The 21,895-nt window shown below is 36.5% G+C and carries 13 protein-coding genes; 9 read left to right on the top strand and 4 right to left on the bottom strand.

What is annotated here, in order from left to right; genetic code table 11:
• Positions 1–49: 49 nt before the first annotated feature.
• Together ON09_RS01745 and ON09_RS01750 are read right to left on the bottom strand one after the other, a co-directional pair.
• A complete protein-coding gene (locus ON09_RS01745) occupies positions 50–2,311 on the bottom strand; it encodes a phosphocholine-specific phospholipase C (protein ID WP_010599344.1) in 2,262 nt (753 codons plus the stop codon).
• Between the two features lie 18 nt (positions 2,312–2,329).
• A complete protein-coding gene (locus tag ON09_RS01750; RefSeq protein WP_010599345.1) occupies positions 2,330–3,832 on the bottom strand; it encodes a glycerophosphodiester phosphodiesterase family protein in 1,503 nt (500 codons plus the stop codon).
• 461 nt (positions 3,833–4,293) lie between these two features.
• Between ON09_RS01750 and ON09_RS01760 the strand changes: the two genes are divergently transcribed.
• The 5 genes from ON09_RS01760 (at position 4,294) to ON09_RS01780 (ending at position 14,320) form a co-directional block, all read left to right on the top strand.
• The gene (locus ON09_RS01760; RefSeq protein WP_010599346.1) at positions 4,294–7,611 is read left to right on the top strand and encodes a DUF4175 family protein; all 3,318 of its coding nucleotides are present in this window, start codon (positions 4,294–4,296) and stop codon (positions 7,609–7,611) included.
• Positions 7,612–7,698: 87 nt separating this feature from the next.
• Positions 7,699–8,136, top strand: a complete 438-nt coding sequence (gene ybeY, locus ON09_RS01765) for an rRNA maturation RNase YbeY (RefSeq protein ID WP_010599347.1) — start codon at positions 7,699–7,701, stop codon at positions 8,134–8,136.
• Between the two features lie 535 nt (positions 8,137–8,671).
• Entirely contained in the window at positions 8,672–10,534 is a 1,863-nt protein-coding gene (locus ON09_RS01770) for an ABC-F family ATP-binding cassette domain-containing protein (protein ID WP_010599348.1), read from the top strand.
• Positions 10,535–10,692: 158 nt separating this feature from the next.
• Positions 10,693–12,555, top strand: a complete 1,863-nt coding sequence (mnmG, locus tag ON09_RS01775) for a tRNA uridine-5-carboxymethylaminomethyl(34) synthesis enzyme MnmG (protein ID WP_010599349.1) — start codon at positions 10,693–10,695, stop codon at positions 12,553–12,555.
• Positions 12,556–12,676: 121 nt separating this feature from the next.
• Positions 12,677–14,320, top strand: a complete 1,644-nt coding sequence (locus ON09_RS01780; protein WP_010599350.1) for an Ig-like domain-containing protein — start codon at positions 12,677–12,679, stop codon at positions 14,318–14,320.
• On the opposite strand, the gene ON09_RS01785 is transcribed toward ON09_RS01780, so the two are convergent.
• Entirely contained in the window at positions 14,321–14,836 is a 516-nt protein-coding gene (locus tag ON09_RS01785; protein ID WP_010599351.1) for a gamma carbonic anhydrase family protein, read from the bottom strand.
• A gap of 59 nt (positions 14,837–14,895) precedes the next feature.
• The gene (gene nadB, locus ON09_RS01790; RefSeq protein ID WP_010599352.1) at positions 14,896–16,482 is read right to left on the bottom strand and encodes an L-aspartate oxidase; all 1,587 of its coding nucleotides are present in this window, start codon (positions 16,480–16,482) and stop codon (positions 14,896–14,898) included.
• 407 nt (positions 16,483–16,889) lie between these two features.
• Here nadB and nadA point away from each other — a divergent pair, with 407 nt between their 5' ends.
• The 4 genes from nadA (at position 16,890) to thiL (ending at position 21,878) form a co-directional block, all read left to right on the top strand.
• The gene (gene nadA / locus ON09_RS01795; RefSeq protein WP_262495780.1) at positions 16,890–17,930 is read left to right on the top strand and encodes a quinolinate synthase NadA; all 1,041 of its coding nucleotides are present in this window, start codon (positions 16,890–16,892) and stop codon (positions 17,928–17,930) included.
• Between the two features lie 14 nt (positions 17,931–17,944).
• Positions 17,945–19,459: a S41 family peptidase gene (locus ON09_RS01800; RefSeq protein WP_010599354.1), complete on the top strand. Its 1,515-nt coding sequence runs from the start codon at positions 17,945–17,947 to the stop codon at positions 19,457–19,459.
• An 11-nt stretch (positions 19,460–19,470) separates the two neighbouring features.
• Positions 19,471–20,706 (top strand): dicarboxylate/amino acid:cation symporter, encoded by a 1,236-nt coding sequence (locus tag ON09_RS01805; protein WP_010599355.1) that lies wholly within the window; start codon positions 19,471–19,473, stop codon positions 20,704–20,706.
• Positions 20,707–20,837: 131 nt separating this feature from the next.
• Entirely contained in the window at positions 20,838–21,878 is a 1,041-nt protein-coding gene (thiL, locus tag ON09_RS01810) for a thiamine-phosphate kinase (RefSeq protein WP_010599356.1), read from the top strand.
• Positions 21,879–21,895 lie beyond the last annotated feature (17 nt).

Raw genomic sequence — 21,895 nt, forward strand, 5'->3', positions numbered from 1 at the left:
GGCATAGCGGTGTTTGAAAATTGAATTTCCGGCTTCGGTGATGCTGAAATCATACCAGTTTGCATTTTTTTGAAAGTTTCACTGCTACTTTGGTTAGTTGTTTTGGTTTGAGGCTTAAACGCTGAACGGCTGCTTTAAACTTGTTGTCTACGATCTGAATTTTTATTGGCGAGGAACTTCTATTCTCTATTGAGAAAATTAAATTCCCGGTTGACTTTTTGGTAAGCAGCCCACTTTGTTCTGCCTTTGCTTTTATATTGATGTGATTTTTGTTACTTCCAACAAATTGTCTGTAAAATCCGTTCGGACCAGCAATCCTAAAATCGTAAATCTCATCATCAAAATCTTCAATATTAACTTTATCAACAAGAGTTTCACCAGCTTTAACACCATAAGCCCAAACTTTGCCTTTAACACCTTTAAAACTAGCAATGGTATTCATGGTAAAAGGTGCACCAACGGTTTCAGTTTCACTTCCAAAAAGCGTTTTCACAGAAGTGAAAGAGAGTTCAATTTCATTACCAACAACAGCTGCATCTACCTCAAGTTGATACGGCAAGGCGCAAGCAGGTTTAGTTCCTTTCTCCTGCTTTGGTGCATGCACTGATGTTTCTGGTGAGAAAGCCTCGAATCTATTAATTTTTGCAACTTCTGTTTTATTTAAGGCTGTTGGATTTACCTGAGCGGGTTTGTTCTTTGCATTTCCAATATTGGTTACAACTGTTTCGCGTTTCAAAAATTCGGGAGATTTTATTTCTTCGCCATTATATGGTCTGAATGCGGATGTTAAATCGCCGCAAAAATTTCTTCTCCAATCGCTGATATTATTGCTCTTAATGATTTTTCCAGTTTTCTTACTCAACCATTTTTCCATAAACATCAATGAAGAAGTGTGGTCGAAAACCTGTGAATTAACAAAGCCCCCTTTACTCCATGGTGAGGCAATAACCATTGGCACACGGTAACCTAAGCCGATCGGACTACCTTTCCTGCTTTCAAAATCAGTAGTATAGTTTATTCCTTCCGAAACCTTTCCACTTGAAGGATCTTCGGGATTTGGTACCACAAATGGAGGTTGATGATCAAAATACCCATCATTTTCATCGTAGGTTAATACGAATATTGTTTTTTTCCAAACTTCCGGGTTTTGAGTTAAAATATCCAAAGCCTCACTTACATACCATGTTCCGTACAATGGAGAGCTGGTATGATCTGAAAATCGTTGTGGTGCCACCAACCATGAAACAGTGGGAAGTTTACCTTCATCTACATCCTTTCGGAACTGATGAAAAATATCACCTTTAGGAATATTGATGGTCTCTGATTTTCCCTGATCGTTGGTGAATGTATATGGAGCCAGTTCTAAATAGTCCTTTTGACTAATATTCGTTTGAAAAGCTTTATCAATGAGGTTTTTTTCCCGTTGGGATAACTGATTATATTTCGCCTGAACTTCGGAAGGAGTTAAAACCGGTTTTACAGTATGATCACCATTCTTCCTAAAGTAAGCAGAAAGTTTAACATTGTGCCTGGTTACATATTCAACAGGATTGTCGCCATAGTTGCCTAACCAGTCATCAATTTCCCCTTCAGGAAGTTTTGATGTCCACAGTTCATTCTGATAAATGCGCCAGTCAATTCCATTATCTTCTAGCGTTTCCTGAAAAGTTGGCCAATCTACAAAAACATTATTTTGAGATTCTGCCTGGTCGTTATTTACCACGGCAACTTTGTTCAGGCTTTTTTCACCCCTTACTGTTCCGGTAAAAAAGAATAATCGATTTGGTGTAGTTCCGGTTAATGAAGAGCAGAAATGTTGGTCGCAAACAGTAAATGCATCGGCTAAGGCGTAATAGAAAGGTACATCGTTCCGATCATAATAAGATAAAGTCATTGGTGCTTTAGCAGGCAACCATTTATCATATTTGCCTCCATTTCTGGCTGCAACCTGATCATTCCAGGAGTGTGGCAAACCACCTTGCCAAGTAATTTTAGTTTTGTTGATATCAACATGAAACGGTGCGTAGGTATACCCCTGACCATCTTTCTGCAACCAAACTTTATTTCCGTCGGGTTGAATGTGGGGATGGGGATCATTAAAGCCACGAACACCTTTCATTTTGCCGAACATGTGGTCAAACGATCGGTTTTCCTGCATTAGGAATACAATATGTTCTGCATCGTAAAAAGTAGTTCCGGGTTCGGCATTAATTGCCATCGCTTTTAAAACAGAACCCGGCAAGGTATTGGCCAGGCCTGTGGCGCCTGTAAACAAAGCTGCTTTTTTCAGAAATTCTCTGCGTGAATCCATGTTAAGCTTTAATGATGATTACTTTTGAAAAACCCTGACGTAATCTACCTTCATCGTTGCAGGAAAGATTGCATCGTCAACTCCATTTTTTCCACCCCAATGTCCACCAACTGCCAGGTTTAAAATGACATGAAAGTTTTGATCGAAAGGCCAGTCGGCGGCGCCTTTGCCGGTATTTTTAAAAGTCAGGTATTTTTGGTCATCTACAAAGAAATCAATTCGATCTTTAAACCATTCCACAGCATAAATGTGGTAAGCATTATAAGGATTAATTTTAACACCCTTACCCACCTGTGTTTTCAATACGTGATTAAACTTTTCGGTGTGAACAGTTCCGTAAACGCTATCGGGTTCGTAACCTACATGTTCCATAATATCAATTTCACCACTTTTTGGCCAATCTCCGTATTTCCAATCGGTTGGAAGTGCCCAAATTGCTGGCCATAATCCCCTGCCTTTTGGCAACATAGCCCTCACTTCTACCCTTCCGTACTTAAAATCGAATTTATTCTTCGTTACTAACCGGGCTGAAGTGTATTTACTATTTTCTTTGTTTGCTTCAACTGCTGTGATATTCAAATTTCCTTTAACAATTTTCACATTTGTAGTATCTGCCTCGGTATAATATTGTAATTCATTATTGCCCCATCCTTTTCCACCAACATCGTAACCCCAGTTTTTGCTCAGTGGCAAACCTTTATCATCAAATTCGTCGGCCCATTTTAATTTCCATCCACTTTTAACGGGCGTTTTCTTTAACTCTTCGAAAGTAAGCTCTGGCTCATTGGTGGTGATGTAATCTACATTATGGGCCAAAAGCCACTGCATTTCCGGGGCGGTGTTTACCGTCCAGGCGTTAACTGTTAAACCTAACTGATGTGCATTTTCAATCCAACCATCTTTTTGATAAACGCTGTAATGATAATCTACACCCGTTAATTTATCAGCTTTCAATTGCGCTGCGCTAATTTCACCCCGTAAATAAGCAACTTTAGCTTTTGGTAAAACTTGTAAAATGCGTTTACAGTAATCATAATCAAAGCTGATATATTCTGTCCAATCTAAAACACCCACCTTTTTAACCATATCGATACAGGCATTGGTAAGTTCAATACCGCGTTCTTTGCTAATGAGCGATGGTTTTATCTCTAAGATGAGTTTGGTTGTTTTTTGCTTTTTACCTGCTGTTAAATAGGCTTCTAACGTTGGTATCTTTTCACCATTGCTCATGGTTTTGGTAAGCAACTCTTCATACTTAACTTTCTCAATTGTTAAACCTTGAAACTCGGCATCATGGTTTACCACTAAAACTTTGTCTGCCGTCATCCAAACATCGAATTCAGAGCCGTAGCAACCTAAACGCACTGCTTCATTTAGTGATGCGATTGAATTTTCGGGGAATTTATTTTTTTTCCATGCACCGCGATGGGCAATGACCTGGTTTTTATTCCAGTTAAACTTTTGGGCAAATGAGCTGGTAAAAACGAATACCATACAGGTTAAAATAAGTGCTTGTTTCATATTTGGTATGATTGTACAAAAAGTCAAAAGTAGATTTTTAGGAGAATACTCGCTTAAAATTTATGTAACCTTTGTATTAATAATAACAAGGTAAAGATTTTTAAATTAATATAGGTGTTATTGCCTGGAGCTATAAAAGAACTAGTTCACCGAAGCCAAACGGCAATGAATTAATGGCGAAGTTCATTCTTTCAAGGTTACTTTAGTTGCCTGTATTATGTTGGAAAATTCAGACTTTAGCCAAAAGCAACAATCTTAGTTTAATAAACCCGATTGTAGCGGAAACAAAAGCTTTTTCTGCTTTTGTTGTAGCAAAAAGCGGGACTGAAAACCACCATGGAATACCAAACATTGTTTTCCAGGTTATAATTTTCGCTTTTGAATAAACTATTTGAAATAAACACGTTACCTTAAGGAGGTTTCTTTAAATTGCTGAGAACAATTTTTACATTTACGTTGATATGGTGAGCAATAATTACAACGATTTGTTGAGGAAGATAGATGAGTTTATCCGTAAATTTTATTTAAATAAGATTTTGCGGGGTGCCATTTATGCTGCCGCGATACTGCTTGCGCTATATTTGCTTGTATTTTTAGGTTTGTACTATTTGAACCCAACAGCCGGATTTAAAACCTTCATCTTCTTTGCTTATTTGCTGCTGGGTTTATTGTTAATAGGTTTCTTGATTATCAAACCTTTACTTTCGATGTTGAAACTGGGCAAACATTTGTCTTTTGATGAGGCTTCGGTTATTATCGGCAACCACTTTACTGATATTAAGGATAAGCTTTTAAACACCCTTCAACTGCATCAGCTTTCTGAAAATTTGCCAGAAAATAACCGGCTGATTCTAGCCAGTATTGACCAAAAGATTCTGGAGCTGAAGCCCGTTCCCTTCTACACCGCCGTTCGAATAAACGACAACAGGAAGTACTTAAAATACCTATTTATTCCGCTTTCTATCATTGTGCTGATTGCCCTTATTGCGCCTGCCATTTTACGTGAGGGAACCAATAGTTTCTTTAAATATGATGAATATATCGCTCCAAAAGCACCTTTTAATTTTACAGTGCTGAATAAAAAGTTAGCGGTTACGCAAGGCGATGACTTAACCATTAACTTAAAATTAACTGGTGATGAGTTACCTGCCGAAATTTATGTAGAGGATGGAAAAAATACCTACAAACTGGAAAAAGAAAACATCAGCCATTTTCATTACAGCATTAAAAATATTCAAAGTGATAAAAAACTTATTTTTAAAGGTGGCGGATTTAATTCATCGGCTTTTACGGTAAGCGTTAAACCTCGTCCTGAATTATTGAGTGCCACTGCAACTTTAAATTATCCGTCTTACCTGGGCAAAAAATCGGAAGTGATTGCCAACGTTGGCGATATTCTTTTACCCGAGGGCACGCGAGTGACTTGGAACTTTAAAACTGGCAAAAGCAATGCGCTCTTGTTTAATTTGAATGGAAAGGAAAATATGCTAAAAATTGAAGATAATGAAGCGGCCTTTCATGCAACAATTCACAATCATTCTAAATACAGCATCACGCCTAAAAATGATTTTGTAACACTTAGCGATTCTCTTTCGCACCAAATTTCGGTAATTAAAGATCAGGCCCCTACTATCCATGTTGAAGAAAAACCGGATTCTATAAGTAACAAAGCACTATACTTCAGCGGACAGGTTTCAGATGATTATGGTTTCAACAGGTTGACTTTTAAGTACAACATCAAGGAAAACAATAAGATAGTCAATACGGTAAGTAAGAACATCAGCATTAAACCAAATTCAACAGAAAATACATTTTTCTATTTTTGGGATTTAAAAGCATCGGCAGCCAAACCAGGACAAGAAATTGAATATTATTTTGAAGTAGCTGATAATGACGGTGTTAATGGTTCTAAAATTACCCGTTCTGAAATAAAAACATTTAAACAACCTACAAAAAAGGAAACTGCAGAACAGGTAAGTGCTAACAGCCAGGTGTTAAAACAAAAAGTACAGTCTGCTATACGCTTAGCCAACACCATAGAAAAGGAAAGTAAAAAAGTTGCAGAAAGCCTGATTGATAAAAAACAGATATCGTTTGAGGATAAAAAACAGATTGAGGCTTTGCTGGATAAGCAAAAGCAGTTGGACGAGGCCGTAAAAGAAATTAAGGCGCAAAACGATAAAAATATTCAGCAGCAGGAAGACCAAAAACAGACAGAGGAGCTTTTAGAGAAGCAAAAACAGATTAAGGATTTGTTTGATAACGTTTTGGATGAAAAGACCAAGGAGCTTTTGCAGAAGTTGCAAAACCTGATGAACGAGAAGAATAAAGACCAAACGCAAAACGAATTGTCGAAAATGCAACTGGATAATAAAACGCTCAAAAATGAATTAGACAGAATCTTAGAACTCTACAAACAGCTTGAATTTGAGCAGAACCTGCAAAATGATATCGATCGTTTAAATGAATTGGCTAAGGAACAAAAAGAGCTTAGCAAGGAAACCGCCGGTAAAAAGCAGGATAACGAATCACTAAAACAAAAGCAGGATGCCTTGAATAAGGAAATGAAAGATTTAAAGGATGATTTAAAGAAGCTCGAAGAGAAAAATCAGGCTTTGGAAAAACCTAATCCATTTGAAAATCCGGAAAAAGATGTGCAGGATATCCAAAAAGAACAACAAGAAAGTAAAGATGCTTTAGATAAAAAAGACTCGAAAAGTGCTAGTCAGAAACAGCAAAAAGCTGGCGAGCAAATGGAAAAACTTTCTAAAAAGATGAGTGAAATGCAGCAGCAAGGCGAAGAAATGGAAAACAATCTGAATGCCAGAGAGTTGCGTAAACTATTAGAGAATCTTCTCAACACGTCTTTTGAACAGGAGAAGGTAATGCTGACGTTGAAGAAAATGACCGCCGCAGATCCTTCATACGTGACCAATGTTCAAAAACAAAGAAGTATTAAAGATAATCTAAAAACCATTGCGGATAGTTTGTATGCTTTGAGTAAACGTGTTCCTCAGATAGAATCTACCGTTAATGAGGAAATGAATAAAATAAACTTCAATCTTGACAAGAGCTTAGAAAGCCTTGGCGAAAGAAGAACGCCTGAAGCCAATCGTTATCAGCAGTTTACCATGACTTCAATTAATAATTTAAGTTTAATGCTGAGTGAGGCTTTAAATCAGTTGCAGAATATGCAAAAAAATTCGAAACCTGGTAGTGGTAAAAAGCAAAAACAAGGAATGAAACAGCTTTCGCAAATGCAGGAACAGCTGAATAAAAGTATGCAAAAGGCTCGTGAGCAGATGCAAAAATCTGGCGGCAACCAGGGAACTGTTGGTAAAGGACAAATGAGTCAGGAGTTTGGAAAGATGGCACAACAGCAGCAAATGATTCGCCAGGCTTTAGAAAAAATAAACCGGGAAGAAAATAAAGATGGTTCTGGCAAAATGGGTAATCTTAACGAGGCCATTAAGGAGATGAAACAAACGGAAAGTGACCTGGTTAACAAGCGTTTGCAGCAGGAAACATTAAATCGCCAAAAAGAATTGTTAACCAAGCTATTAGAAGCCGAAAAAGCAGAACGTGATCAGGAAGAAGATTCCAAACGCGAAAGTAAAGCGGCAAAAGAGTTTCCGCCATCATACCGAAAAATGTTAGATGATTTTAAAAAGCAGCAGCAAAATGGAAATGATATGCTACAAAAATTACCTCCTAGTTTAAATTATTACTACAAAAATAAAATTGCTGAGTATTTGAAATCATTGAATACTGTCAGGTAAGTTCGATAGCTATAAAATTCTTCGCTGTCTATTGAATGACAAAGACGACGAATATTTCTTAAATTTGCGGCTTTAAACCTCATCAATATGCCTGCGATTTCATTTTTTACTGAATCTGTTCGTTACAATCTTCCACAAAAGTTAAAGGTTAAAAAGTGGATTAAAGCGACCATCGAAAAAGAGGGTTTCGAATTGCAGGAACTAAATTTCATTTTCTGCAGCGATGAATATTTGCTGGGCATCAATCAACAGTATTTAAATCATGATACCTACACCGATATTATTACTTTCGATAATTCGGACGTAGAAAAACAGATTGTTAGCGACATTTTCATCAGCATTGAGCGTGTTAAAGAAAACGCAAAAACTTTCAAAATAAATGAGTTTGATGAAGTTTGCCGCATTATGATTCATGGAACCTTGCACTTGCTTGGCTATAAGGATAAAGGCAAAGCAGCGAAAACCCTAATGACTCAAAAAGAAGATGAATATTTAAGTTATAGAAGTTTAGTTGAACTGATTTAACCTTTCACTCCCCAAAAAGAATCGCGAAAGCAATATTGATTATTAAGTGATGTAAAGCCCGCTATTGCCATGCTTGTTCTACCATGGTCATTTACTTAATATAGATCTTCTCTACATTTTCTTGTCATTCAAAAGTCCATTTTCAATGTATTAACTTCCTGTTCGTCTAACAGTTTAACACGTTGGTCGATTAATTAGCTATGCTGGTATATTCTAACCATATCTTGTGCAACATTTATCGCTTATTGCAGTCATATAGAAAAGCAGCAAGATAATATGAGCGGTGTACAAAACTAGTTGTTAGCCTCATGAAGATAAAGTTTAGTTTTAGTTAATGATTGAAGCAGCGGCGGAGCGATTCCAGCCGCTGTTTTCTTTTAATTTCTTCCTGGTTAACAAGTAGCTACCTTTAAAAAATCAGCACTCTGCCATTTTTACCCTCATAAAGCAGCTTTGCAATAACATTTTAGTCAACCAATTATTTTATCCGTACTTTTGCACTAATTTTCTTTTATAAATCCGAAATACAAAAAATTTGAGCACACTAATTGCGGCAGAAGGTCTGGGTCATGGTTATCATGACGAATGGCTATTTAAAAATTTAACTTTGGGTATTAACTCTGGTCAGCGTGTAGCGTTGGTCGGCATTAATGGCGCTGGTAAGAGTACACTTTTGAAATTACTGGCAGAGAGATTTCCTCCACTCGAAGGTAAGATTGTTAAAAATAAAGCTGTTAAGATTGGCTTCTTAGATCAGGAACCTCAGTTTACGGAGGGTTTTTCAATCAGCGATCATATTTTCTCTTTGGAGAATAAGCAACAACAGTTGATTAAAGAATATGAAGAACTAATTGAAAATCCTAACCCGGATGAAAAAACGCTCAATCGTTTATACGAAGAATTAAGTGAGCATAATGCCTGGGAATATGAGCATGAGATCAAAACCATTTTAAACAGAATGGGCATTACTCATTTGCAACAAAAAATTGCTACGCTCTCTGGTGGACAAAAGAAGAGGTTGGCTTTGGCTAAACTTTTAATTGAAGATCCTGAAATTTTAGTGTTGGATGAGCCAACGAATCATTTGGACATTGATACCATTGAGTGGCTTGAAAAATTGTTGACTACCGGACAGAAAACCATCCTATTGGTTACACATGATCGATATTTTTTAGATAATGTTTGCAATACAATAGTGGAACTGGATCGGGGCAAGATTTTCAATTACAACGGAAATTATGCTTATTTTCTAGAAAAGAAATCCGAAAGAGAAGCTTTAGACGCGACTGTTCAACATAAGAATCAGCAGCTACTAAAGAAAGAATTAGAGTGGATGAGGCGTATGCCACAGGCTCGTGCAACTAAATCTAATGCCAGGATCAATGCTTTTTACGAATTAGAGGAAAAAACAAAGAAAAAGTCTGATAATCAGACTATTAACCTCCAAATGAAGATGTCTCGTCAGGGAGGCAAAATTATTGAACTTGATCACATCGCGAAGTCGTTTGATGGACGTGCCATCATTAACGATTTTAGTTATACTTTTAAAAAGGGAGACCGCATTGGCTTAGCCGGTAAAAATGGTACAGGTAAATCAACATTACTAAATGTTATCACCAGTCAGCTAACGCCTGATTCTGGAACGGTTGATACCGGAGAAACTACAGTTTTTGGTTATTACAAACAAGGTGGCTTGACATTCGATCCTAAAGAAAGAGTGATTGATATTGTAAAGTCAGATGCGGAATATATCAAAATGGCCGACGGTTCCGTGATCACTGCTTCTGCCCTATTAACACTTTTTCTCTTCCCACCGAAGAAACAACATGGCATGGTAGAGAAGTTAAGTGGTGGAGAAAAGAAGCGTTTGAATCTGATGAAAGTTTTAATGCAGAATCCAAACTTCCTGATATTAGATGAGCCAACAAACGATTTAGATATTGATACGCTAAATGTGCTTGAAGAATTTTTAGAAAATTTCCCAGGTATATTAATGTTGGTTTCACATGATCGATATCTTTTAGATAAGATGAGTGATCAACTTTTTATCATGGAAGGTGAAGGTGTAGTTAAGATTTACAACGGTAATTATTCAGAATATCGCCTAAGTCTGGAACAACCAAAGACAAAGAATGAGACTAAAAAAGTAGCCGAAATTTCAGCAGAACAAGTATCAGTTAAAACTATAAAAAAATTAAGTTTTAAAGAACAAAAAGAACTTGATGATAGTGAAAAAGGAATGGCTGATACTGAAAATAAAATCGCTGAGTTGACTGAAAGCTTACTTAAAATTGATACTTCAGATTATATCAAAATTCAGGAAGTATCAAGTGAAATCGAAAAACTGAAACTAAAACTGGATGAATTTACAATGCGTTGGTTAGAACTTTCTGAGTAGTTTTCTTTATAATTTCATTAAGATTTAACCGTATGTTTCACGTGGAACGTTCAAGATCGTAGACCTAAATTTGCATTGGGTATGAGCAATCTTGAAAACCACGAAGTATTACAAGTTACCAAAATGTTCCACGTGGAACGTTATTAGAAATAAATAAAATGTTTTCAAAGTACGATTTGATTGTTGTTGGTGCAGGCCATGCGGGATGTGAAGCTGCTGCTGCTGCTGCCAATTTAGGATCATCTGTTTTATTAATTACAATGAACATGGGCACCATTGCCCAGATGAGTTGTAACCCTGCAATGGGTGGCGTAGCAAAAGGACAGATCGTTCGTGAAGTAGATGCGATGGGCGGTTATTCAGGCATCATATCTGATAAATCAACCATTCAGTTTAGAATGCTAAATAAATCTAAAGGCCCTGCGATGTGGAGCCCAAGAGCGCAAATAGATCGAATGCGTTTTGCAGAAGAGTGGCGTTTGGCTTTGGAGCGAACACCTAATTTAGATATCTGGCAAGATAGTGTGGTTGGATTATTAGTGAAAGATAATACAGTTTATGGCGTAAAAACTTCATTAGGTATTGAGATTGAAAGCACAGCCGTTGTATTAACAAACGGTACCTTCCTGAATGGCATCATTCACATTGGAGAAAAGAAATTTGGCGGAGGCAGAACAGCAGAGAGAGCATCAACGGGCATTACGGAGCAGTTGGTGGAACTCGGAATGGAAGCCGGCAGAATGAAGACCGGTACCCCACCACGGGTGGATGGTAGAAGTCTTGATTATACCAAAATGGAAGAACAGTGGGGAGATGAAGACCCAGGAAAATTTTCTTATACTGATACAGGAGTTTCGAAAGACCAGCGTTGTTGCTGGATCACCTATACAAACGGTGATGTTCACGAAACCTTGAAGGAAGGCTTTGAAAAATCGCCAATGTTCACTGGCCGAATTAAAGGTTTAGGTCCTCGCTATTGTCCGTCTATCGAGGATAAAATCAATCGCTTTGCGGAGCGTGATCGTCACCAGATTTTCGTTGAACCTGAAGGATGGAATACTTGTGAAATCTATGTAAATGGATTTTCAACTTCTCTTCCGGAGGATGTACAATTTAAAGCCTTAAGATTAATACCTGGTTTTGAAAATGCGAAAATGTTTAGACCGGGATATGCCATTGAATATGATTTCTTCCCACCTACCCAGTTATCGTTAACATTAGAAACCAAACTGATCAGCAATTTATTTTTAGCCGGACAGATTAATGGTACCACAGGTTATGAGGAGGCAGCATGCCAAGGCTTCATGGCTGGGATTAATGCTCACCAAAAAATCAATCAAAAACATGAGCTGATTATGAAACGATCAGACAGTTATATTGGTGTTTTGATTGATGATTTGGTAACCAAAGGAACAGAAGAACCTTATCGTATGTTTACTTCCAGGGCAGAACACCGTTTATTGTTAAGACAAGATAATGCAGATATCCGCCTATCTCCTATTGGTCATCAGTTAGGGTTGATATCTGATGAACGTTTAGCAAAAGTTAATCAAAAAGTTTCAGCTGCTGATGCATTAGTAAAATTTACCAAGTCTCAAGGTATAGAAATGGCAGATGCTAACCCAATGCTTGAAAGCTTGGGATCTAGTATATTAAATCAGAATGTTAAGATTCATAGTTTGGTGGGTAGACCGCATGTAGGCTTGCAAGATATTATCAAAGTAAGTAAGCCGTTAGCTAATGCAACTGTTAGTTTAGATAGTGAAACGATAGAACAGGCCGAAATTAAGATTAAGTACGAAAGCTATTTTGAAAAGGAAAATGAGATTGTAGCCAAAATGTTAAAAATGGAAGACAAAGAAATTAAGCCTGATTTTGACTATAATAAAATTGTTTCTATATCAAAAGAAGCCCGTGAAAAATTATTTAAGATAAAACCTCGGACTTTAGGTCAGGCATCGAGAATTTCTGGTGTTTCTCCTTCTGATATTTCCGTTTTGATGGTTTATATATCTAAGTAATTGATAATCAATACCTTAAATAAAAAATTTATAGATTAAAATAAAGCGATATAAGCTGAAAAAAACATTTTTTAATATTATATCTCCAAAAACAGTAAAAATTCGTCAGAACGCTTAAAATATGCCAAATTTAAAAGCTCAGTATTTTCACCTTAGAAATTTATTGGTTGTCGTTACTTCACTCCTACTTTCTGGCTGTGCAAGTATGCAAACGCCACAAGGTGGACCAAAGGATACTACTCCACCAAAAATTTTGAGCATGACGCCAAAAAATCAAACACGTAATTTTAATGCAAAAAAGATCACGATAGAATTTGACGAATATTTTAAACTTGTAGATGAATCCAAAGAGTTTAGTATTTCTCCGGAACAAGAGCGAGCACCTATTTTAAAGGTGAGGTCAAAACGCCTGGAAATTGAACTTCAGGATTCACTGGAGAAAAATACAACCTATACGTTAAATTTTGGTAAGGCTGTTGCAGACATCAATGAAAGCAATGTCGTTAAAAATCTTTCATACGTCTTTTCAACCGGTAACGAAATTGACTCTTTATCCATAAGTGGAAATGTTAAAAGCTCCCTTAATGATGAAGCGGAAAAGGACGTTACGGTACTTATTTTTCCTATTGAACGCGATACACTTTTTGGAAAGAAACGACCATCAATTTATACCTTAACAGATAGCTCCGGAAATTATAAATTAAATAATCTTCGTGCAGGCTCGTACAAAATTTATGCAATTAAAGAAAGTAGTGGTGGAGGTGATAAAATCTATCAGCAGGTATCAGATGAGGTTGGTTTTCTAAAGGATCCTATTAAAGTAGATAAGAATCTTGAAAATATCAATCTGCAAGTTTTTAAGGAAGTTGCTTCAGATTTCAGGGTTCTTGATCGTAAATTGGCTAATGATGGTATCATCACTATAATATCCAATCAACAACTTAAAAATCCGAAAATTACAGTAACTGATCCTGCCAAAGTTGATGTAGGCAAGTATGTACATTTCAGCAAGACGAATGACACGGCGAAAGTGTGGCTCACAGATTTTGGATTTGACTCTGTTAAGGTAGCGATCCAGTCGGACGGAAAGATTTTACAAACCCTAAATTTTAACCGAGGTAGAAAGGACACTTATGTACGCGATGTTACCATCACAGATAATGCAGGAAACGGAAAGTTAAATCCTTTTCAAACATATACATTAACCTTCCCCTTTCCAATCACTTCAGCAGATGCGACAAAAATCACACTATTAGAAGATTCAGTAAAGAGAACGACATTCCAGCTGGTAAAAGACAGCACTGATTTTTTAAAGTATTATCTACGATATCCCTGGAAGCAGAAAAGAACATACGACATCATGTTTGCCGCTGGAACTTTTACCGCAATATTTAATGCTAAAAACAAAGAAATAAACAAAACTTTTAAACTTGAAACTACTGACAGTTACACCACACTGGTATATAATGTAAGTGTACCAGATTCCAGTAAAAATTACATTGTCCAATTTCTATCCGAGAAAAAAGATATCATAAAATCGTTCCCGATTAAAGGAAATACGAAATTACGTTTTGCTAACTATCCTGCCGGAAAATATATGATCCGTGTAATTTATGACGAGAATAGAAACGAAATTTGGGATACCGGAAATGTTAAACTGGGTACGCAACCAGAAAAAGTGTGGTACCTGAAGGCATTACTAGATCTTAAACCAAACTGGGAACGGGAAGATCCTTTAGCGATACCTCCACCTCCCAACGAATAACTATGGGTTAGTGAACCACCCTGAATACATGATATAATTATCCGGTAATTTATTTAATAAAGCCCTTTGCTCATCGGTAATGGGCTTTATCTTTTTTGCAGGAGTTCCGGCATAAAGAAATCCTGTTTCGCATACTGTATTTTCCAACACGACTGCACCAGCTGCGATGATACAGTATTCTTCTACAACAGCGTGATCCATTACAATAGCGCCCATACCGATTAAAACGTTATCCTGGACTGTGCAACCATGTACAATAGCATTATGCCCAACTGAAACTCGATTACCAATATGTGTTGATGCTTTTAAATAGGTAGCATGAATTACGGCACCATCTTGTATATTAGATTCATTTCCAATCGTAATCGCGTTTACATCGCCTCTAATTACCGCATTAAACCAAACGGAGCAATTGTTACCCAATACCACATCGCCTACAATAGTAGCATTTTCTGCAATAAAATTATCTGTACCTATTTGAGGAACTTTATCTTGAACTGGAAGTATTAAAGGCATATTATAATTATTTTTTGTTGTCCTATTAAGATTGATTAACTATTCTAAAAACTAACAAACTAGAATACAGTATCAATCAATTCTTTTGCATGATCAGGGTAATCAGTAGTGAAATGCAACCCTCTGCTCTCCTTACGTTGCATGGCAGATTTAATGACTAAATAGGCGGTTTGAATCACATTACGCAACTCACAAAGTTTAACAGAGACCTTATTATTTTTATAGAATTCTTCCGTTTCCTGATAGATTAGAAATAATCTCCTGTGTGCTCTTTCTAACCTGAAATCAGAACGAACAATTCCAACATAATCACCCATAACTTTTTGTAACTCACGCAGATTATGTGTTACCAGAACATCTTCATTACTTTGTGTTACACCTTTAGCGTTCCATTCAGGAATATTATCAGGAATTACGTTGTTCTTAAAGTTTTCAATTGCATCCTGATAAATGCGATGAGCGAACACGGTAGCTTCTAATAAAGAGTTGGACGCCAAACGATTGGCACCATGTAAGCCTGTCGAAGAAACCTCACCACAGGCATACAAATTTTTAATTGATGAACGACCATATTCATCAACCATAATACCTCCACACATGTAATGGGAAGCTGGCGTAACCGGTATATAATCTTTAGTCATATCAATACCGATAGATAAACATTTCGCATATATATTAGGAAAATGTTTCAAAATATCGGCTTTCTTACGCATGGTGATGTCCAGATAAACAAAATCATCACCAGATTTTTTCATCTCGTTATCTACGGCTCTGGCTACAATGTCACGAGGTGCTAACGACTTACGCTCATCATATTCATGCATAAACTCCTCACCATTCTTACGACGAAGAACACCACCAAAACCTCTAACTGCTTCAGAAATTAAGAACGAGGGATACTCTCCAGGATGGTATAAAGCGGTTGGATGGAACTGAATAAACTCCATATTTCTAACTTTTCCCTTAGCACGATAAACCATTGCCATTCCATCTCCTGTTGCAATTACAGGGTTTGTTGTAGCAGAATACACATGTCCGGCACCGCCAGAGGCCATAACCGTAACGTTTGCCACAATCTTTTCCACATCGTTAAGCTCTGTGTTAAAGGCATATATCCCATAACAGTTGATATCTTCAGTGCGTTTATCCACAAACTCACCCAGGTGATGTTGCGTAATTAACTCGAGTGCAAAGTAGTGTGTTAATATCTCTATGTTCGGATTCTCGTGAATTTCCTTCAATAATACACGCTCAATCTCATAACCTGTGATGTCTTTATAGTGCAAAACACGGTGTTCAGAATGGCCACCCTCTTTAGCTAAGTCGTAAAATCCAGAGTTGTCTTTATCGAAATTTATACCGTAGTCAATGATCTCCTGGATTCGCTGAGGTCCCTCTTTTACAACGATTTCCACAATTTTTTCATCGCATAATCCGTCACCGGCAATGAGCGTATCCTGAATATGTTTCTCAAAAGAATCATCTTTATCCACCACAACGGCAACACCGCCTTGAGCATATTTTGTATTCGATTCATCTTCATTTGACTTCGTTACGATTAAAACCTTACCAAATTTGGCAGCCTTCAATGCAAAACTCAAACCCGCTATACCTGAACCTATTACCAGAAAATCTACTTTTCTCATCTAAAAAACATTTACTTTATCAACGCTGTTGATAACTATAGAACAACTGTTAGCTTTATGTAGAAATAAGACTAACAAATAAATTTGAATGTTTAAAGCTACTCTAAAAAGACAATTTGCCACAATCTTTTACCCAATTTTTAAGCACATTTGTACAAGTAATTAACTTTTCACACACTTATAAACAATTAACATTCCAATATTGATAAAATTTAAGTCACTTTTCGATAGTGCTGAAAATCAATCTTATCATATTACAAAAATGTAATTCAAATGTTAGTAAACGATTAACAACTTAGATTAAAGAACTTTTTTTCGAAACTTGCCAACAATACTAACACACTAATAAACAAACAAGATTTATTTATTTAAAATAACTTATTAATTATTGAGACGTGGAAAGCTTTATCTTTGGCCAACGTCAAAATTCAAAAAAGGAAAATTTAAAAATGAACATAGATGTATTAGAAGAAATCAATAAAAAAGGTTTCGTAGATGAGGAGATAGATCCCACATTGGATCTGTTTGATGAAATTGAAAAATTAAAAAAAGAAAAAAATGCGATCATATTGGCGCATTATTATCAAGAACCTGATATTCAAGATATTGCAGACTATATTGGTGACAGTTTAGGTTTATCTCAAGAGGCTGCAAAAACTGATGCTGATGTAATTGTATTTGCAGGTGTGCATTTTATGGCTGAAACGGCAAAGATTTTATCGCCTTCAAAAAAGGTTTTATTACCAGATGTAAAGGCAGGTTGTTCTTTAGCTGATAGTTGTCCGCCTCATTTGTTCAAAAAGTTTAAAGAAAAATATCCAGATCATTTGGTGATCACTTATGTGAATTGCACAGCCGAATTGAAGGCTTTAAGTGATATCGTTTGTACCTCAACAAATGCCGTACAAATTGTGGAGAGTTTACCAAAGGACCAGAAAATAATTTTCGGTCCGGATAGAAACCTGGGAGCCTGGGTGGCAAAAAAAACAGGTAGAGATTTGGTGCTGTGGAATGGTGCCTGTATGGTTCATGAGATTTTTTCGAAAGAGAAAATTACCAAATTAAAAGAACGCCATCCTAATGCGAAGTTTATCGCTCACCCTGAATGTGAAGAGGCAGTACTTCAAATGGCTGATTATATTGGGTCTACAACTGGTTTATTGAAATATTCTATCTCGAATCCTGCTACAGAATTTATTGTAGCCACTGAAAGTGGAATTATTCACCAAATGGAGAAAGCCTGTCCGGATAAAACTTTTATTCCGGCACCTCCAAATAACAGTTGCGCTTGTAACGATTGTCCGTACATGAAGCGAAATACTTTAGAAAAACTATATTTATGTCTTAAAAATGGATTGCCGGAAGTAACTGTTCCTGAACATATTATTGAACAGGCTCGTAAACCAATTCAAAGAATGCTTGATATTTCAGCAGAACTAGGACTGTAAACAACAAAATTAACGTGCTTAAAAAAATATTTTTTCTCTCCATTATTACTTTTTGTTTTGCCTGTAAGTCAGTCGATAAAATAAGTAAGTATAATGCTTCAATCACAACGGATAAACATGCTGTTGCTGATTTAAAAAAGGATGTTGACTTTACTCATACACTGCTTAAAGATGGCCATCCAGGTTTGTATTGGTATATCTCTAAACAAAAATTAGATTACAAGTTCGACAGTTTAAAAAATTCGATTGTTGAGCCTTTAACCAGTGCAGAATTTTATAAAAAATTAACGCCGGTTGTAGCTGCAATAAAATGTGGGCATACGTCTGTAAAGTTTCCCGCTATTCAATACAAGAAAGAGGAATTGAAGGATTTGAGTAAAAAAACATTTCCTATAAATCAATTCACCTATAGCATTAACAACGATAAACTTTATGTATTGGAGAGCAAAAGTGAGAATAAATCCATCAGGCCAGGTACTGAAATTGTAGCAATAGAAGGCATTAACACACAGTCAATCTTGAATGATTTCTATAAATTAATCAGTTCTGACGGGTATAATACCACCCATAATAGCAGATCTCTAGAAAGAAATTTTGCTCAATATTTTAAAATTTATTATCAAATAAAAGACAGCGTAAATTTTCAGTTCAGAACTGTAAAAGACAGTATAGGAGAAACTTACATTACTACATTAAAGAAGAGTAAAGCAGATACCTCAAAAAATCAGATTAAGTCTAAGCAAGCAAGATATCCAAAATATGTAGGCCAATATAAAGACGGAAAAGCACAAATGGATTTTAGGTTTTTGGATGAAAAACGTAACTATGGTTATCTAAAAATTCAAAGTTTCTCCATTGTTGGTGCTGATTATAGTCGTTTTTATAAACAAGTATTTGATAGTATTGCAAAAGTAGGCACTGATCATTTAGTTATCGATTTGCGGGGCAACGGTGGAGGATCACTGGAACATAGCAGAAACCTGTTCTCCTATTTAACAGATAAAGATTTTGTTTATTTACAAAAATCGTTAACCAATGGTCAATACGATTACCGTAAATATGGGAATAAATGGCAGAGGTTTATGTATTTCATCAACGGACATGATGATAGAGATTATGTAAGGCAGGATAAAAACGGCAATCTTTATTCTTTTATGAAAGGAATTTATCCGCTTTCGGCAAACCCTAAAAATTTTAAAGGTAAACTTTATGTTTTAATTGATGGATATACCTTTTCTGCAGCTTCTTTACTAAGTGCAAATTTAAAAGGAATTAATAGGGCAACGTTTATTGGAGAAGAAACAGGTGGTGGTTTTAACCAATGTGTAGCTGGTAATTTACCTGTGGTAAAGCTTAAAAATTCAAAATTGGCCATACGATTTGGTTTATACAAAATGTCGCCTAATGCTAAAAGCGATGTTGTAGGTAGAGGAATTTTTCCTGATGTGGAAATCACGTCATCTTTAAACGATAAAATTACGGGTTGTGATAGAGAAATTGATTGGATTTTGAATAATGGAAATGGCTAAAATTTAAGACAATGAAAAACAGCATTCTTAAAAATTATTCGGGTTTACTTTGGCTATTGGCAGGTATTACGGCAGGTAGCATTGTAGGTTTAATTTTTGGAAAGCGTGTGGAAAGTATTAAGCCTCTAGGCGATATTTTTCTAAATTTATTGTTTACAGCAGTAATTCCATTGGTATTCTTTGCAGTTTCTTCTGCTATTGCAAATATCGATCGAACGAAAAAACTAGGAAGACTATTGACAATAATGGTTTTGGTTTTTCTTTCTACTGTATTAATTTCTGCGGTATTAACCTTGGTTGCTACTTGGCTTTTCCCAATTCATCAGGCGCTTGGCAATAATCCTATCCCTACAGAAACTGAAAAAATTCAATCGTTTGGAGAACAAATGACGCAACTTTTGACAGTTGGGGAATTCTTTGAAATTGGGAGCAGAAAAAATATGCTTGCGCTAATTATTTTCTCTGTGCTGGTCGGATTTTCTACTTTATATTCAAATAAAGAAGGAGATGGATTTAAGAATTTTTTGGTTTCGGGTAATGAAGTGATGAAAAAGCTCATCATCTTAATTATGAAACTTGGTCCGATTGGTTTAGGTGCTTATTTCGCTTACCAGGTTGGTGTTTTTGGCCCGCAGTTATTTGGAACTTATGCGAAAGCATTAGGCTTATATTACGGAGTTGGAGCCTTCTACTTCATTGTATTTTTTACCTTATATGCCTTTATAGCAGGTGGCTTTAAAGCCATCAAAGTATTCTGGAAAAATAATATTGTTCCATCTTTAACATCAATAGGAACCTGTAGTAGCATTGCTACTATTCCTGCAAATTTAGAGGGAACATTGAAAATGGGCGTTCCGGCCTATATTACCAACGTAACCATTCCATTAGGATCAACATTACATAAAGATGGTTCAAGTATCAGTTCAATTATTAAGATAGCGGTTGTATTTGCTATTTTTGGAAAAGATTTGGTGCATGTTGATACGATTATTCTGGCTTTAGGGATAACCGTTTTAGTGAGCATTGTGGAAGGTGGAATACCGAATGGAGGATATATCGGAGAATTATTAATGATATCTGCATACCAGTTACCACCAGAAGCATTACCACCAGCGATGATCATTGGTACCTTGGTTGACCCAATGGCGACGCTTTTAAATGCTACTGGCGATAATGTTGCGGCGATGTTGATTGCCCGTTTTACTGAAGGTAAAAATTGGATGGAAAGTAAGATTTTGTCATCCTGATGAAATAGGAATCTGCAAAAAATGAATGGCTAGTGCTTTTTAAAGGGCAGATTCTTTAGTCCTCAGAATGAGAAGATTAATTTAAAAAAAAATCGGGGCTTCGCCCCTTTATTGCAAAAAGAAATAAGCATATGTTTGAAAATAAAGAGCGTACAGATATTAATGAATTAGGTGAATTTGGTTTAATCAAGCACCTGACGTCTAATTTTAAAATCAGGAATGATTACTCGGTAAAAGGCGTTGGCGACGATGCGGCTGTTCTGGATGCAAAAGGTAAACAAACCCTCATTTCAACTGATTTACTTTTAGAAGGTATCCATTTTGATTTGGCGTATGTACCTCTAATGCATTTAGGTTATAAGGCGGTTCAGGTTAATCTGAGCGATATTTATGCCATGAACGGAAAAGCGAGCCAGATTACGGTTTCATTGGGTTTATCCAGCAAATTTCCGTTAGAAGCTGTTGAAGAGATTTATAAAGGAATTGAGTTGGCCTGTAATAAATTTAATATCGATTTAATTGGCGGCGATACTTCATCCAGCAAACAAGGTTTAGTAATTAGCATCACCAGTATTGGTTACGCTGATGCTGATAAAGTAACTTACAGGAATGGTGCGCAAGAACATGATTTACTCTGCGTATCCGGCGATTTAGGTGGTGCCTATGTTGGTCTACAGATTCTGGAAAGAGAAAAGTTGATCTATCTTGAAAATCCACAAATCCAGCCAGATTTAGAAGGTAAAGATTACATCATCGAAAGGCAATTAAAGCCGGAAGCACGCATGGACATTGTGGCACTTCTCGAAGAAATGGACATCAAACCGACTTCAATGATTGATGTTTCTGATGGTTTAGCTTCTGAAATTTTGCATTTGGCCGAACAATCTGATAAAGGAATTACCATTTATGAAGAGAAGATTCCTTTAGATCCGATGACGTATGAAACCGCCCGTGAATTAGGAATAGATCCAACGGTTTGTGCCTTAAGTGGTGGCGAGGATTATGAATTATTGTTTACCATCAGCCAGGATGATTACAAGAAGCTAAAGCACGATGTGGATATTACCGTCATTGGCCATGTAACAGATAAAAATTCCGGCTGTAAAATGGTTTCCAAATCTAATAATGTTCATGAATTGAAAGCACAAGGATGGAACGCTTTTAATAAGTAGATATGAGAGTATGCGTT

This window comes from Pedobacter agri PB92, from assembly GCF_000258495.1.
Taxonomy (GTDB): domain Bacteria; phylum Bacteroidota; class Bacteroidia; order Sphingobacteriales; family Sphingobacteriaceae; genus Pedobacter; species Pedobacter agri.